The organism is Pantoea sp. UBA4549, assembly GCF_002387285.1.
GTDB lineage: Bacteria > Pseudomonadota > Gammaproteobacteria > Enterobacterales > Enterobacteriaceae > Pantoea > Pantoea borealis.
Genome location: NZ_DGLH01000006.1, coordinates 226,602 through 240,338 on the forward strand (window position 1 = coordinate 226,602; position 13,737 = coordinate 240,338).

General features: G+C 59.3%; 12 protein-coding genes. 3 read left to right on the forward strand and 9 right to left on the reverse strand.

Annotated features, from left to right (window positions below):
- Window positions 1-90: 90 nt before the first annotated feature.
- Window positions 91-1,572 carry an AlkA N-terminal domain-containing protein gene (locus B3041_RS04465; RefSeq protein WP_292969720.1) on the reverse strand — a complete coding sequence of 494 codons (1,482 nt, stop codon included), beginning with the start codon at window positions 1,570-1,572 and terminating at the stop codon, window positions 91-93.
- Between the two features lie 159 nt (window positions 1,573-1,731).
- Here B3041_RS04465 and B3041_RS04470 point away from each other — a divergent pair, with 159 nt between their 5' ends.
- Both B3041_RS04470 and pnuC read left to right on the forward strand, forming a co-directional pair.
- Entirely contained in the window at window positions 1,732-2,235 is a 504-nt protein-coding gene (locus B3041_RS04470) for a methylated-DNA--[protein]-cysteine S-methyltransferase (protein ID WP_065649831.1), read from the forward strand.
- Between the two features lie 163 nt (window positions 2,236-2,398).
- The gene (gene pnuC / locus B3041_RS04475) at window positions 2,399-3,118 is read left to right on the forward strand and encodes a nicotinamide riboside transporter PnuC (RefSeq protein ID WP_065649830.1); all 720 of its coding nucleotides are present in this window, start codon (window positions 2,399-2,401) and stop codon (window positions 3,116-3,118) included.
- Here the strand turns inward: pnuC and zitB are convergent.
- The 4 genes from zitB to B3041_RS04495 all read right to left on the reverse strand — a co-directional run bounded on the left by zitB (window position 3,115) and on the right by B3041_RS04495 (window position 8,148).
- Complete coding sequence (zitB, locus tag B3041_RS04480; RefSeq protein ID WP_292969723.1) at window positions 3,115-4,074, reverse strand: CDF family zinc transporter ZitB; 960 nt, start codon at window positions 4,072-4,074, stop codon at window positions 3,115-3,117. The genes pnuC and zitB overlap by 4 nt on opposite strands.
- Window positions 4,049-7,123 carry an ATP-binding protein gene (locus B3041_RS04485; protein ID WP_292969725.1) on the reverse strand — a complete coding sequence of 1,025 codons (3,075 nt, stop codon included), beginning with the start codon at window positions 7,121-7,123 and terminating at the stop codon, window positions 4,049-4,051. Before B3041_RS04485 ends, zitB begins: the two co-directional genes overlap by 26 nt.
- The gene (locus B3041_RS04490; RefSeq protein WP_292969727.1) at window positions 7,105-7,689 is read right to left on the reverse strand and encodes a response regulator transcription factor; all 585 of its coding nucleotides are present in this window, start codon (window positions 7,687-7,689) and stop codon (window positions 7,105-7,107) included. The genes B3041_RS04485 and B3041_RS04490 overlap by 19 nt, the downstream gene beginning before the upstream one ends.
- 105 nt (window positions 7,690-7,794) lie before the next feature.
- Window positions 7,795-8,148, reverse strand: coding sequence for a YbgS-like family protein (locus tag B3041_RS04495; RefSeq protein ID WP_084798769.1), 354 nt, complete (start codon window positions 8,146-8,148; stop codon window positions 7,795-7,797).
- A 296-nt stretch (window positions 8,149-8,444) separates the two neighbouring features.
- Here B3041_RS04495 and aroG point away from each other — a divergent pair, with 296 nt between their 5' ends.
- Window positions 8,445-9,497, forward strand: coding sequence for a 3-deoxy-7-phosphoheptulonate synthase AroG (gene aroG / locus B3041_RS04500; protein ID WP_292969729.1), 1,053 nt, complete (start codon window positions 8,445-8,447; stop codon window positions 9,495-9,497).
- 56 nt (window positions 9,498-9,553) lie between these two features.
- On the opposite strand, the gene gpmA is transcribed toward aroG, so the two are convergent.
- From gpmA to galT, 4 genes are all read right to left on the reverse strand, one after another.
- Entirely contained in the window at window positions 9,554-10,306 is a 753-nt protein-coding gene (gene gpmA / locus B3041_RS04505) for a 2,3-diphosphoglycerate-dependent phosphoglycerate mutase (RefSeq protein WP_065649825.1), read from the reverse strand.
- A gap of 150 nt (window positions 10,307-10,456) precedes the next feature.
- Window positions 10,457-11,491, reverse strand: coding sequence for a galactose-1-epimerase (galM, locus tag B3041_RS04510; RefSeq protein WP_292969731.1), 1,035 nt, complete (start codon window positions 11,489-11,491; stop codon window positions 10,457-10,459).
- A complete protein-coding gene (gene galK / locus B3041_RS04515) occupies window positions 11,485-12,633 on the reverse strand; it encodes a galactokinase (RefSeq protein ID WP_065649823.1) in 1,149 nt (382 codons plus the stop codon). The genes galM and galK overlap by 7 nt, the downstream gene beginning before the upstream one ends.
- Window positions 12,634-13,677 (reverse strand): galactose-1-phosphate uridylyltransferase, encoded by a 1,044-nt coding sequence (gene galT / locus B3041_RS04520; RefSeq protein WP_065649822.1) that lies wholly within the window; start codon window positions 13,675-13,677, stop codon window positions 12,634-12,636.
- Window positions 13,678-13,737 lie beyond the last annotated feature (60 nt).

The following is a 13,737-nucleotide window of genomic DNA, read 5'->3' on the forward strand; positions in this document are numbered from 1 at the left end:
GCCCCTACGGGTATGAGGAGCGGTAATGCGTTTGCGTTGACGGAATATGCCCATCTATCCGCAGGGGCCCCATTTATGGCGCCCTGGCCGCTACCGTGCCGGCTTTTTCCGGGGGGCTTTTTCGGGCATCAGACTTTTCCAGATATGCTGCACGGCATAGCTGCGCCACGGACGCCATACCTGTGACAGCTGCTCTGCCTCCCTGGCCGTCACGCCGCCGAGATTGTTCCGGATAGCGATATCCTCTTTTGGAAAGGCGTCAGGCCAGCGCAGCGCCCGCATGGCGATATAGCTGGCGGTCCATGGTCCGACCCCCTTCAGCGCCAGCAGCTGCTGCTGTACGGTATCCGGTGGCAGGGAGCCGTTAAAGCGCAGCGCGCCGCTGGCGCAGGCATGAGCCAGCGCGATAATCGCATTTGAACGGGCGCTGACGATGCCCAGCACGGCAATATCATCGACCGTCGCCGCTGCCAGCGTGGCCGCATCCGGAGATAAGCGGAAGAGCGCCGGCCAGGGCGTCACCAGCGGCTCGCCAAACCGCTCTGTCAGACGACTGCTGAGCGTTACAGCTGCTTTAACCGTAACCTGCTGGCCAAGAATGGCGCGTACGCTCAGTTCAAACGCATCGAACGCACCGGGCACGCGCAGGCCCGGATGACGGGCCAGACTCTCTGCCAGCAGCGGATCGCGGCTCAGCAGATCGCTGACCGCCTGCGGCTGGGCATCCAGGTCAAACAGATCGCGCAGCCGGCGCAGCAGGGCAGGCAGTACCGGCGTCAGTGAGGTGGTGAACTCAACCTGCAGCGCATGCTTATCGGGCAGGGCGCTGACGCGCACCCAGCCGCGACACCCGCCCAGCGCCACGGTACGGTGATAAGCGCCATCGGCCACCCATTCAGCCTGCTTCATGACGTGCGCTTCAAGAAAATCCAGCATCGCCGCCCAGTCATAGGGGGGACGATAGCTCAGCTGCAGGGTCGCACTTTGCTGCGGCAGGGCAGCGCCCTCCGGCTGACTCTGCCTGCGCAGCGCAGAAGGCGTCATGCGATAGCGCGCCTGAAACACGTCATTAAAGCGACGCAGGCTGCGAAAGCCGCTGGCGTAAGCGATCTCCGTTACGGGCAGCGCGGTTTCGGTCAGCAGCTGTTTGGCGAGCAACATACGCCGCGTCTGACGCAGCTCCAGCGGCGAAACGCCCAGCTCCTGCTGAATAACGCGTCGCAGCTGACGTTCACTCAGAAAGAACTCACCGGCAATCTCAGCCAGCGAGGTCTGCTCTTCCAGCATGCCCTCTTCAACGCGCCGGATCAGGCGGTCGGCAATGCGGTGATGGTTATCAAGCGGTGCACATCCCGGTGCCAGCTCCGGGCGGCAGCGCAGACACGGACGAAAGCGCGCCTTTTCCGCCGCCTCAGCGTTATTAAAAAAGCGGCAGTTTTTCAGCAGCGGTTTGCGCACCGGGCAGACGGGACGACAGTAAATACCGGTTGAGGTCACGCCCACATAGAGCAGCCCGTCAAAGCGACTGTCGCGTGACGTCAGCGCCTGGTAAGCAATTTCGGGATCCAGCATCGTTTTCTCCGGTAAATAAAGGGCATCATGGCGCAGTCCGGTGGCTGAAACACGCTGCTTTCGGACAGCTAATCAGTTTATGTGCCTGTCCGAAAACAGCCAGTTTGCGGCGCGATTAATGCAATAATAGTCGGGAGTGATCCACTGCGGAGGTCTGTTATGTACCATACAAAAACCATTGTGACACCGGTCGGCGAGCTGACGCTGATTGCCAGCGATAAAGGGCTGGCAGCCGTGCTGTGGGAAAATGAAGGATCACAGCGCGTGCCGCTGACGCCGCTGTCGCGTAATGACCAGCATCCGGTGCTGTGCGAGGCTGAACGCCAGCTGCAGGAATATTTTGCCGGCACACGGCAGTGTTTTACCCTGAACTACGACACCCTGGGCACACCGTTTCAGAAAAAGGTATGGGCAGCCCTGCTGACCATCCCGTTTGGAGAAACGCGCAGCTACCGGCAGATAGCCGAGCAGATTGGCCATCCCAAAGCCGTACGCGCGGTGGGCGCTGCCAACGGCAAAAATCCGCTCTCTATTATGGCCCCCTGTCATCGCGTTATTGGCAGCAACGGCAAACTTACCGGCTTTGCCGGTGGTCTGCCGGTTAAAGCGTTTTTACTGGAGCTGGAGCTGGCCGGCAAAAAACCGGATGCGCCGCTTGTTTAGTATAAAAAACTCAATGGCCATTTATTGTTCTTTGTAGTATTTTTCTGGCATCTGTTGTTAATTAAATAAAACACAGGTGCAGCGATGTGATTTCGTGCAGCGCCGCAGTTAATCAACCCTGGTTTTTACTCTGCATCGCGCATTTCAGGCACAGGAGCCCGTAATGGACATTTTCAGCACGCAAAATATCCTGGTACATATCCCCTTTGGCGTGGGAGGGTACGATCTCTCATGGATAGAAGCGATCGGCACACTGGCCGGGCTGCTCTGCATCTGGCTGGCCAGCCTGGAAAAAATCAGCAACTACCTGTTTGGTCTGATCAACGTCACGCTGTTTGCGGTGATTTTCTTTCAAATCCAGCTCTACGCCAGCCTGCTGCTGCAGCTCTTTTTCTTTGCTGCCAATCTTTATGGCTGGTACGCCTGGAGCCGGCAAACCAGTGATCATGAGCGCGCGTTAAAAATTCGCTGGCTGTCGCTGCCGAAAGCGCTGGGATGGGGGGCCGCCTGCGTTATCGCAATTGCACTGATGACGCGCTATATCGATGTGGTGTTTGGTTTCCTCACCCGCAGCGCGGTGCAGATCATGCAGGGAATGGGCCTGCAGGTCAGCATGCCGCAACTGCAGCCTGACGCCTTTCCCTTCTGGGATGCCTGCATGATGGTGCTTTCCATCGTAGCGATGATTCTGATGACGCGTAAATATGTCGAAAACTGGCTGCTGTGGGTGGTCATCAACGTAATAAGCGTGATGATTTTTGCCCGTCAGGGGGTGTATGCGATGTCGCTGGAGTACGCCATTCTTACGCTGATTGCGCTGAACGGCTCGCGTATGTGGATACAGAGCGCACGCGAGCAGGGCTCACGTGCGCTGGCGGGTTAGTGATGATGATGCGCGTGCCCGTCCAGCACCGCATGATGATCGTCATCAGCCGCGTGTTCTGATCCGAGCGCGCAGTCGGGCCCGCTGCACGCCTGATACTCCATCTGTACCGTGGCATGTTCAATCTGATAGTGCTGATGCAGATAGTGATGGATTTTGTGCAGCAGGCCGTCGTGATCGTACGGCGGCACCACCTGAACATGCAGCGTGAGCACCGGCTTCTCACCTACCTGCCACAGATGGATATGGTGAACGTTACGCACCTCATCAATATTCAGCTTCAGCTCGCGCGCCAGCTTATCAATATTGATATTCACCGGCGCGCCCTCCAGCAGCTCATGCAGGCTCTCGCGCAGCAGCGCCCAGGCGCTGCGTACTACCAGTATGGAAACCAGCAGGGAAAGGATCGGATCGATAGGCGTCCAGCCGGTGAGCATAACGATAACCGCTGCGGCAATAGCGCCTACAGAGCCAAGCAGGTCTCCCAGAACGTGCAGCGCGGCGGCGCGCACGTTGAGATTTTTCTCGCCGCTGCCACGGTGCAGCAGCCAGAATGAAAGCAGGTTAGCAAACAGCCCGGCGATAGCGATGCCGAGCATCAGGCCACCCTCGATCGGCTGCGGATGAGTAAAGCGGCGGATCGCCTCCCAGACAATCAGCACGGTAATCACCAGCAGCGCAATCGCGTTCACAAACGCGGCCAGCGTGGTCAGACGCAGCAGGCCAAAGGTATGCCGCGCATTGGGTTTACGGCGCGCAAACTGCACCGCCAGCAGCGCCATCAGCAGGGCGGCGGCGTCGGTCAGCATATGTCCGGCGTCGGCCAGCAGCGCCAGGGAACCTGAAAGAAGGCCGCCGATCACTTCGGCCAGCATAAACAGTGCCGTGACGCCAAACGCCGCCGCCAGGCGGGTGCGATTAGCATTGTGGTCACCGTGAGAGTGAGAATGTGCCATAGCGTTCCAGTTGGTTAAGTAGCTTGTTGGTTAATAATATCAGCAAATTGAGTGTATCAGGACGGGGCTGCTGCTGTTTCGCGGCGTCAATCAGCTGCTGACACTGTCCGGCAGCCTCTTCTATGCCGAGCATCAGCCAGCTGCCTTTCAGACGATGGGCGGCTTTTTCAACGGCAGGCCAGTCGTGCTGACCGCTGGCCTGCAGCAGCGCATCGCGATCCTGCGTGACGGCGCGCTGCAGTGTCTCACAGACGCGTGGCAACCAGCTGGCGTCGTGCTGAGCCAGCTGCTGCAGCGTTGCCGGCAGCTGCGCCAGCGGATCGGGCTGCGCCTGCGCCAGCAGCGCGGCCAGCGCCTGCAGCGTAACCGGTTTCACCAGCTGCGCCTCATGCGCCTGCAGCGGCAGGCGTAAACGCTGCACGTCGGCGGAACAGATAACGCGCAGGGCAGGGCGCGGCCGTTGTCGCTGGCGGCGGCGCAGAATGCGCAGCAGCGTCAGACCGTCGGGATGCGGCATCATCTGATCGATAAACAGCACATCAAACGGCTGCCGGGCATCGGCAAGCAGCAGGGCGCGTCCCGCATCAAAGGTGTCAGCCTGGACGCCAAACGCAGCCAGCTGCTGCTGCAGCACCAGCAGATTAGTCGGATGATCGTCAACAATCGCCACCCGCAGCTGCGGATAACGCGGCCAGACCGGATCGTCGCCGGCATCCGGGATGTCGCAGGGCGTGAGCGGCAGCGTCACGCTGACGCGCGTGCCCTGGCCCGGCGCAGAGCGCAGCTGCAGCGTACCGCCCATACGCTGTATAATTTCCCGGCAGATAAAGAGTCCCAGCCCGCTGCCCTGTACCGCATGACGCCGGCCAGACGGCGCCTGATACCACGGTTCAAACAGGTGGGCCTGCTCGCTGAGCGGAATACCGCTGCCGCTGTCTGATACAACAAGCGTGATCTTTTCCTGTACCGCCAGCGTAAGGCTGATCTCGCCTTCACGGGTAAACTTCAGCGCATTGGCCACCAGGTTATTAATAACCTGCTGCAGGCGATCGCCGTCCAGCAGTACGCTCGCGGGCAGCGGCGTCAGGGCCGTTACGCGCAGCTGCGGGCCGTCAGCACGCATCAGCGGATGGTAGTACTGCTGCTGCTGCTGCAGCCAGCGGGACAGATTAAGCGGGCGCGGCGTCAGGCGAAAACTCTGATTCTCAATCCGCGCATGATCCTGCAAGTCGTTCAGCAACGTCATCAAAGAGCGGGCGCTGCTGTGCATCAGCGCCATTCGCGCGGGCACATGCTGCTGCTGTTCCAGCTCCAGCAGGCCAAGGATCGCCTGCATTGGCGTGCGCAACTCATGACTGACGGTCGCGAGAAACTGGCTTTTAGCCGCACTGGCGCGCTCCGCTTCCGCACGCTGCCGTCGTTCACGCCGCTGCTGCAGCACATGACGCAGCTGCAGCAGCAGCAGCGCCGTCATCATCAGCGCTGCCGCAAACAGCACCAGTTTCGGTATGCTGCGCATCATCATCGTGCTGCCGGGCTGCGGCGGCTGTGCCCAGCTTGCGCGCATCTGGTTCAGCGTTTCAGGTGGTATCTGCTGCAGCGCGCGATCGAGCAAGGCGCGCAGCTGCGGCTGCTGCGGCGCCACCCGGGGCGCCATCGGCCAGGCGATATCGCTGGCGGCAAAGGCCAGGCGCAGCGCGGTGTCATCGCGGCTGGCCAGATGCCAGCGTGCAGAGATGACATTATCCACCAGCGCATCAATCTGTCCGCTGCCCAGCGCCTGCCAGAGCCGGGTTCGATCGTCAAACCACTGGGGCGTAATGCCCGCAGGCAGCAGCTGACGGGCCAGATCGCCGCGCAGCACGCCAAGACGTTTACCCTGCAGTGAAGACCAGTCGGCAGGCGCAAGCGGCATCCGGCTGTAAACACCCCAGATAGCACGCCATACCGGAAGCGTGGTGGAGGCTGCATCAGGCGTATCCAGCGGCTCCAGCAGAGTAAGCATTACCGTCTGCTGTGCCAGCAGCGCCTGCGCCTGCTGCGGATTAGCAACCCAGCGCGGCGTGAAGCGGATGCCGGTGCTCTGGCTCAGCGCATTAAGCAGATCGATACCGAAACCGCGTGCGTTACCGCTGGCGTCACGGTAACTCCAGGGTGCATTATCCGGCGCAGCGGCGTAGGTGACAACGGGATGCTCCGCCAGCCACTGCTGCTCTGCCTGACTCAGCATCAGCGTCTGCGTATCCTGATAGCGCGGCAGCGGCGGGCTCCAGCGCTGTGCAACCTGGCGGCTGAACTCCGCCGGCAGCAGACGAAGCTGGGTATCGATCCACGTTGTCAGCGCCGGATCGCGGGCGATCGCGCGCAGCGTCAGTACCGCGTCCGGATCGGCGGTGATCTGGTAGATCTCTCCCTGCTGCAGCTGGCTGAGCAGGAAGTTAGCACTGGCTTCATCGGCGACCAGATAATCACTCTGTTGATTGAGCAGGGCGTAGAGCGCCTGCAAATTACCAGCCAGCGGATGCCAGCGGTGGCGTGCTGCCAGCGCGGGCGGCAGCTGCGTCAGCGTGCTGCCGGCAATCGTCAGCTGAGCATTGTCGCTGTTAAACATCACCGCGCGCTGATTCTCACGATTGCGGTAAATACGCAGCGGCGTGCTGAACCAGCTGGTGCTGAGCGAGGCGCCGGCAGGCAGCGGCGTGCTTTCAGTGGTCAGGACCAGGTCAACCTCGCCGCGCTTCAGCGCCTGCAGCTGCGCTGTCCGGTCAGGGTAGCCCTGCAGCTGAAACCGCACGCCGCTTTGCTGGCTGAGGGCGCTGAGATAGTCAGCATCAATCCCCCACAGGCGATCGCCGATGCGCATTGACCAGGGCGCGCTATTCTGCACCGGCACCGCTACGCGCAGCTGCGCGGCCGGCGGTGGCGCAGCATGAGGTGCGGGCATCACTGCAGGCAGCATGACGCTGCTGGCGGGCAGCAGTTCAGCGCGCACGCTGGCCGCCAGCAGCAGGCACAACAGCCAGAGCCACTTCACTGTTGCGCTTTCCACAGCTCAGCCAGCTCAACTACTGAGGTCACGCCTGTTTTGGCCATGATATTTTTTTTATGCGTGCTGACGGTTTTATTACTGATATGCAGCTGTTCACCAATCTGCAGGTTAGAGAGACCCCGCACCAGCAGCGCCACAATCTGCTGCTCTTTCTCCGTCAGCGGCAGGTCCAGCCGCTCCGGCAGCGGCGGAAAAGCCTGCTGCCCTCCCAGTACCGCGAGGATGGCACTGAGCAGCTGGGCCATGCTCTGGCTTTTCACCACATAGCCTGCCGCTCCCAGCGAGGCTGCGCTCAGCAAGGTATGGCGGCTCTGCTGGGCAGAGTAAATCAGCACCGGGCGCTGTGCATCACGCGCGCGCAGGCGGCGCAGCAGCTCCAGACCATCGCAATCCGGCAGGCCGATATCAAGAATGATCACGTCAATAGCGTGCTGCTGCAGGCAGGTGCGCGCCTGAGATTCATCCGCGGCTGCATAGAGCTGCAGAGGGATCGGGGCGTGCTGGCAGGCAGCCTGAAGCGCGACTTCGACCAGCGGGTGATCGTCAATAAGCAGTAGGGTAGCCATGACACCGTTCCTGTGAATTTCATGGCGGTTAGCATAGCGGAAAAGCGTGGCCGGAAAAAATAAAGGGCGAGCCTGCGCTCGCCCTGATTACCGCAGAGACATCCCTTACTGGGTAGTGCCGTCGGTTTTGGTATTTACATTGTCGCTACCCGACTGGGTTTCGACTTTTTTGTTCATGTCCGGGCAGCGGCCATCTTTACACATGGTGTTTTTATGCATCTCTTTTGCAGACATATCGCCTGACTCAGTGCCTGACATTGCTGCGCCGTTGGTATTGGTGTTGCCGGTGTTGATATCGTTGTTATCAACATTGTGCGGAGGCAGATTCTGTTTTGCGCCGCCTGCTGTTGCACCCGCTTCAGCTGATGCGTTGGCCTGTCCATTGTTGCTTGCAGCCATCGCTGCACCGCTACCCAGAGTCATTGCTGCCGTCAGAAAAACAATTGCAAACTTATTCATCATTATGCTCCTGTAATAAATGGATAGTTGCCGTTTGACACCCACGGGTGCTGTGTGACGAAAAAAGCGGGCCGTAACGAAATTAAATTTCGTCAGGAGTGTTCGGCGTAAAAAAATATAGTGTAAGCGACTCGTTCCTCAGTGCTTACGTTTAAAAAGCTTAGTCGATGACTGTATAAATGCAAATAAGACAAAAGCATTTTCATGACGCTCTTAATTTACTCATGGCGGCTGAAGGGATAGATTGAACAGGTTACGTCCGGCGCACGCAGGACAAAAATCTGAATGGAATAAGTATGGATTACCAGAACGACGATTTACGTATCAAAGAGATCAAAGAGTTACTTCCCCCGGTTGCGCTGCTGGAAAAATATCCGGCAACGGAGAGTGCGGCGGCGACCGTATCGCAGGCGCGTCAGGCCATTCACCGGATCCTGCATGGCCAGGATGATCGCCTGCTGGTGGTTATCGGGCCCTGTTCAATTCACGACACGGCAGCGGCGAAAGAGTACGCTGCCCGCCTGCTGACGCTGCGCGATGAGCTGAGCGGCGAGCTGGAAGTGGTGATGCGCGTCTATTTTGAAAAGCCGCGCACCACGGTAGGCTGGAAAGGGCTGATCAACGATCCTCACATGGACGGCAGCTTTCAGATTAATGAGGGGCTGCGCCTGGCACGTAAGCTGCTGGTAGATATCAACGATACCGGGCTGCCGGCTGCCGGTGAATTCCTGGATATGATCACGCCGCAATATATGGCCGATCTCATGAGCTGGGGCGCCATCGGTGCACGTACCACTGAATCACAGGTGCATCGCGAGCTCTCTTCCGGTCTCTCCTGTCCGGTAGGGTTTAAAAATGGCACCGACGGCACGATCAAAGTCGCTATTGACGCCATCGGCGCCGCCAGCGCGCCGCACTGCTTCCTGTCAGTGACCAAATATGGGCACTCGGCTATCGTTGAGACGCGCGGCAACGAAGACTGCCACATCATCCTGCGCGGCGGCAGAGAGCCAAACTACAGCGCTGAACACGTTGCGGCAGTGAAGAGCGGTCTGGAAAAAGCGGGTCTCCGTCCGCAGGTAATGATCGATTTCAGCCATGCCAACAGCAGCAAGCAGTTCCAGCGGCAGATGGTAGTGGCGGAAGACGTGGCACAGCAAATCGCCGGCGGCGAGCAGGCGATTACCGGTGTGATGATTGAGAGCCATCTGGTTGAGGGTAATCAGAGCCTGGAGAGCGGAAAACCGCTGGTGTATGGTCAGAGTGTGACCGATGCCTGTATTGGCTGGGAAGATACGGAAAAAGCGCTGCGTCAGCTGGCGCAGGCGATCCGGACCCGCCGCGGCTGAGAGTGACGCATAAAAAAGGCCAGACGGATGTCTGGCCTTTTGATGACTGCGATCGTTTACTTCGCTTTACCCTGGTTTGCCACGGCCGCGGCTTTCGCTGCGATCTCGTCGGCATCACCCAGATAGTAGTGTTTGATAGGCTTGAAGTTTTCATCGAACTCATACACCAGCGGCACGCCGGTCGGGATGTTCAGCTCGAGGATCTCATCTTCGCTCATGTTATCGAGATATTTTACCAGTGCGCGCAGCGAGTTACCGTGTGCGGCGATGATAACTTTCTCACCGCTTTTGATGCGCGGCAGAATGGTCTCGTTCCAGTAAGGGATGACGCGATCAATGGTCAGCGCCAGGCTTTCGGTCGTTGGCAGCTGTGCATCGGTCAGTGATTTATAACGTGCATCATGGCCAGGGAAACGCTCATCGTTGCGATCCAGTTCTGGCGGAGTAATGGCAAAACCACGACGCCACTGTTTAACCTGATCATCGCCATATTTAGCCGCGGTTTCTGCTTTATCCAGCCCCTGCAGTGCGCCGTAATGACGCTCATTCAGACGCCAGGTTTTCTCTACCGGCAGCCAGGCCTGATCCAGTTCATCCAGCACGTTCCACAGGGTGTGGATGGCACGTTTCAGCACGGAGGTATAGGCGAAATCGAACACGAAGCCCTCTTTCTTCAGCAGCTGACCCGCCGCTTTTGCTTCGGTGCGACCTTTATCAGAGAGATCCACATCATACCATCCGGTGAAGCGGTTTTCCTGATTCCACTGGCTTTCGCCGTGACGGACCAGAACCAGCTTAGTTACGGCCATAGCTTTACTCCTTAATGCTTAAGTAGATTAGTAATGAACCCGGCTGCGGCCGCCTGAAGCGGCGGCACACTGATAGCGCCATACCATAACGGAAAACGGCGCACGGCGTAAGTCTGTCGCATACGCAGTGCGCGTTTTTCAGCCGTCGTCTCAGTGTGCCGTAAAGCGATACCGCGTCTCTGAGCGCCAGATGTCACCGGGTTGCAGCCAGCAATCGGGCTGCGGCCACTCGCTATGGTTAGGCGAATCCGGTAAAAATTCACTCTCCAGCGCAATGCCCTGGAAAGCAGTATAGTTCTCCTGCTCGCGGGCGCGCGTTCCCGCCAGGTAGTTGCCGGTATAGAACTGCAGCGCAGGTGCCGTGGTAAACACGCTGAGCTGCAGCGCGCCGTCAGCGGACCAGAGTCCGGCGGCACACTGCGTGATGTCACCTTTAGCGTTCAGCAAAAATGCGTGATCGTAGCCTTTGACTGCCTGCTGATCGGCATCGGCCAGAAACTCATCCGCCACGCGTTTGGGCTGGCGGAAGTCGAAGCTGGTTGCCGCAACGGCTTTCAGCGGCGCATCAGGAATGCCCTCGCTGTCTACCGGCAGGTAATGGTCTGCCTGCAGTTGTAACCGATGCTGGCGGGCGTCACCATGATGCGCATCAAGGTTAAAGTAGGCGTGGTTGGTCAGGTTGACCGGACAGGCGCGATCGGTTTCTGCCTGATAGCGGATCGCCAGCGTATTATCTTCCGTCAGCTCATACGTTACCGAGGCGATAAGATTACCCGGATAGCCCTGATCGCCCTCTGGTGAGTCGAGCCGGTAGTGCACGCTGCTGTCGCTCTGACTGACAATCTGCCAGCGGCGTTTATCAAACCCCTCCGGTCCGCCGTGCAGCTGATGCGGCCCCTGATTTGCAGCCAGCTTCAGCGAAAGCGTCTTCAGCTCAGCCTGTGCGATACGGTTGGCATAGCGGCCAATCGTGGCGCCGAGATAGGCATCCTGATGCAGATAATCTGACGGGGTGGCGCAGCCCAGCAGCGCTTCCCGCACGCTGCCATCCTGCATCGGCACGCGCGCCGAAAGCCAGGTGGCCCCCCAGTCCATAAAGGTGGCGACCATGCCGTTACGGTTGCGCAGCACCGTTATGCGCCACGGCTGTCCGTCTGGCGCATGAGAGTTGACGTCGCTTACCATTGACCCGCTCCTTCTGACGCTTTACAGACGTAGAAGGTCTCTTTGATACCGGTCTGCGCTTCATATTTTTCTGCCACCGCCGCTCTGACCTGATCCACCCGATCTGCCGGCATCAGCGCCACGATGCAGCCGCCAAAGCCGCCGCCGGTCATGCGCACGCCGCCGTGCGGGCCCACTTCCTGTTTGACAATCGCCACCAGCTGATCGATTGCCGGCACGGTGATTTCAAAATCGTCACGCATAGAGGCGTGTGAGGCCGCCATCAGCTCGCCCATACGCTCAAGATCGCCTTTGCTCAGCGCGTCGGCTGCTTCCAGCGTACGGGCGTTTTCGGTAATAACGTGGCGCACGCGCTTCGCCACCAGCTTATCCAGCTCATGTGCCCGTGCTTCAAACTCCTCCAGCGTGACGTCGCGCAGCGCCGGTTTGTTGAAGAAGCGCGCGCCGGTTTCACACTGCTCGCGACGGGTATTATATTCACTGCCCACCAGTGAGCGGCGGAAGTTGCTGTTGATAATAACCACGGCGACGTTATCCGGCATTGGCACCGCCCGGGTCGCCAGGGTACGGCAGTCGAGCAGCATGGCGTGATCCCGTTTGCCCAGCGCCGAAATAAGCTGATCCATAATGCCGCAGTTACAGCCGACAAACTGGTTCTCCGCCTCCTGGCCGTTAACCGCAATCGCCGCGCCATCCAGATCCAGCTGCCACAGTTCGCGGAACACGGTGCCGACGGCGACTTCCAGTGAGGCTGAAGAGCTGAGACCGGCACCCTGCGGCACGTTGCCGCTGATAACCATATCCACGCCGCCGAGGCCGGCGTCACGCTGCTGCAGATGCTTCACCACGCCGCGCACATAGTTGGCCCACATAGGCTCCTTTACGGGTTCAATCGGCGCATCCAGCGAGAAGCTATCCTGCTGGTTGTCATAATCCATGGCGATCACCCGTACCTGGCGATCGTCGCGGCGTGCGCAGGCGATCACCGTCTGATAATCGATAGCGCACGGCAGCACGAAACCATCGTTGTAGTCAGTGTGTTCACCAATCAGGTTTACGCGGCCCGGTGCCTGAATGGTGTGGGTGGCGGCATAGCCAAAGGTGTCAGCGAACAGCTGCCGGGTAGTCGATTTCAAAGACATTTATTGCGCCTCACGAAAATGGATATCGCTGACAGAGCGCAGACGTTCTGCTGCCTGCTCCGCCGTTAAATCACGTTGGGTTTCAGCCAGCATCTCGTAGCCGACCATAAATTTACGCACCGTTGCCGAGCGCAGCAGCGGTGGATAGAAATGCGCATGCAGCTGCCAGTGATCGCCGGTCTCTTCGGTAAACGGCGCGCCGTGCCAGCCCATTGAGTAGGGGAATGAGCACTGAAACAGGTTGTCATAACGGCTGGTCAGCAGCTTAAGCGCGCGCGCCAGGTCGCTGCTCTGCTCAGCGCTGAGTTCGGTCAGGCGTTTGACGTGCGTTTTGGGCAGCAGCAGGGTTTCAAACGGCCAGGCGGCCCACCACGGCACCACGGCGATCCAGTGCGCCGTCTCCACGACGGTACGGCTGCCGTCCTGCTGCTCGCGTGCCGCGTAATCCAGCAGCAGCGGCGTGCCTTTTTCGGCAAAGTAACGCCGCTGGTTATCATCCTCTTTCTGCGCTTCATTCGGCAGAAAGCTGTTGGCCCAGATCTGACCGTGCGGATGCGGATTAGAGCAGCCCATGGCCGCGCCTTTGTTCTCAAAAACCTGCACCCACGGATAGTGCTGACCCAGCTCCGCGCTCTGCTGCTGCCAGGTCGCTACAATCGCTTCAAGGTTGCTCAGCGACAGCTCCGGCAGCGTTTTGCTGTGATCGGGCGAAAAGCAGATCACCCGGCTGGTGCCGCGGGCACTTTCACAGCGCATCAGCAGATCGTCGCTCTGCGGCGCATCCGGGGTCTCCTCCATCAGCGCAGCAAAGTCGTTGGTAAAGACGTAAGTGTTGGTGTAATCAGGATTTTTATCGCCGGTGATACGGGTATTGCCCGCGCACAGGAAGCAGTCGGGATCGTGCGCCGGCAGCGTCTCACGTGCCGGCGTCTCCTGGGCACCCTGCCACGGGCGTTTCGCCCGGTGTGGTGACACCAGGATCCACTGATCGGTTAACGGGTTATAGCGGCGATGCGGATGATCCACCGGATTAAATTTTTGCATAACTTGTCCTGGTAACGGCAAACAGTAAACGTTTTCTGCGCTCAAACTAGCATAGGCCCG

Bases quoted from the DNA above. Each gene is read 5' to 3' on its own strand.
- B3041_RS04465 (WP_292969720.1), bottom strand. From the start codon at position 1,572: ATGCTGGATCCCGAAATTGCTTACCAGGCGCTGACGTCACGCGACAGT.
- B3041_RS04470 (WP_065649831.1), top strand. From the start codon at position 1,732: ATGTACCATACAAAAACCATTGTGACACCGGTCGGCGAGCTGACGCTG.
- pnuC (WP_065649830.1), top strand. From the start codon at position 2,399: ATGGACATTTTCAGCACGCAAAATATCCTGGTACATATCCCCTTTGGC.
- zitB (WP_292969723.1), bottom strand. From the start codon at position 4,074: ATGGCACATTCTCACTCTCACGGTGACCACAATGCTAATCGCACCCGC.
- B3041_RS04490 (WP_292969727.1), bottom strand. From the start codon at position 7,689: ATGGCTACCCTACTGCTTATTGACGATCACCCGCTGGTCGAAGTCGCG.
- B3041_RS04495 (WP_084798769.1), bottom strand. From the start codon at position 8,148: ATGAATAAGTTTGCAATTGTTTTTCTGACGGCAGCAATGACTCTGGGT.
- aroG (WP_292969729.1), top strand. From the start codon at position 8,445: ATGGATTACCAGAACGACGATTTACGTATCAAAGAGATCAAAGAGTTA.
- gpmA (WP_065649825.1), bottom strand. From the start codon at position 10,306: ATGGCCGTAACTAAGCTGGTTCTGGTCCGTCACGGCGAAAGCCAGTGG.
- galM (WP_292969731.1), bottom strand. From the start codon at position 11,491: ATGGTAAGCGACGTCAACTCTCATGCGCCAGACGGACAGCCGTGGCGC.
- galK (WP_065649823.1), bottom strand. From the start codon at position 12,633: ATGTCTTTGAAATCGACTACCCGGCAGCTGTTCGCTGACACCTTTGGC.
- galT (WP_065649822.1), bottom strand. From the start codon at position 13,677: ATGCAAAAATTTAATCCGGTGGATCATCCGCATCGCCGCTATAACCCG.